Source organism: Parendozoicomonas verongulae, from assembly GCF_009711465.1.
GTDB lineage: Bacteria > Pseudomonadota > Gammaproteobacteria > Pseudomonadales > Endozoicomonadaceae > Sansalvadorimonas > Sansalvadorimonas verongulae.
Genome location: NZ_SMME01000334.1, coordinates 1 through 569 on the forward strand (window position 1 = coordinate 1; position 569 = coordinate 569).

At 55.4% G+C, this 569-nt stretch carries 1 protein-coding gene; it reads left to right on the forward strand.

Annotated features, from left to right (window positions below):
• Window positions 1–569 (forward strand): hypothetical protein (locus tag E1189_RS22300; protein WP_196220862.1); only part of this gene is annotated, 569 nt, incomplete at both ends.

A 569-nucleotide genomic window follows, 5' to 3' on the forward strand; every position in this document is an offset into this window, starting at 1 on the left:
AACACCCCCTGTAATGACAAAGAGATCGAATTGGCACTGGGGAGACACCTTCAACTTATGGGAGGCTCGGACAACCAGAGAAAAGCCCTGAATATCTTTACCCAGCTGCGCACTCGGGCAGCCAGAGGGCAAGTGAACACTCCCTGTGATGACAGGGAGATTGAACTGGCTCTGGGGAGACACCTTCAGCTGATAGGAGGCCTGGATAACCAGAGAGCAGCCCTGGGCATCTTTACCCGGTTGCGCACCCGAGCGGCCAACGGGCAGGCGAACACACCTTGCAATGACAAGGAGATCGAACTGGCTCTGGGCAGATACTTTCAGCTTATGGGAGGTACGGACAACCTGAGAACAGCCCTGGACATCTTTGTCAGGCTACGCGCCCGAGCGGCTGGAGGGCAGGTAAATACCCCCTGTGATAACAAAGATATCGAGTTAACATTGGGCAGGCATCTCCAGCTCATGGGGGGCATGGATAACCTGAAAACTGCCCTGGATATCTTTACCAGGCTTCGCGCACGAGCGGCCGGAGGACAGACGAACACCCCCTGTGATGATAAGGAGATCGA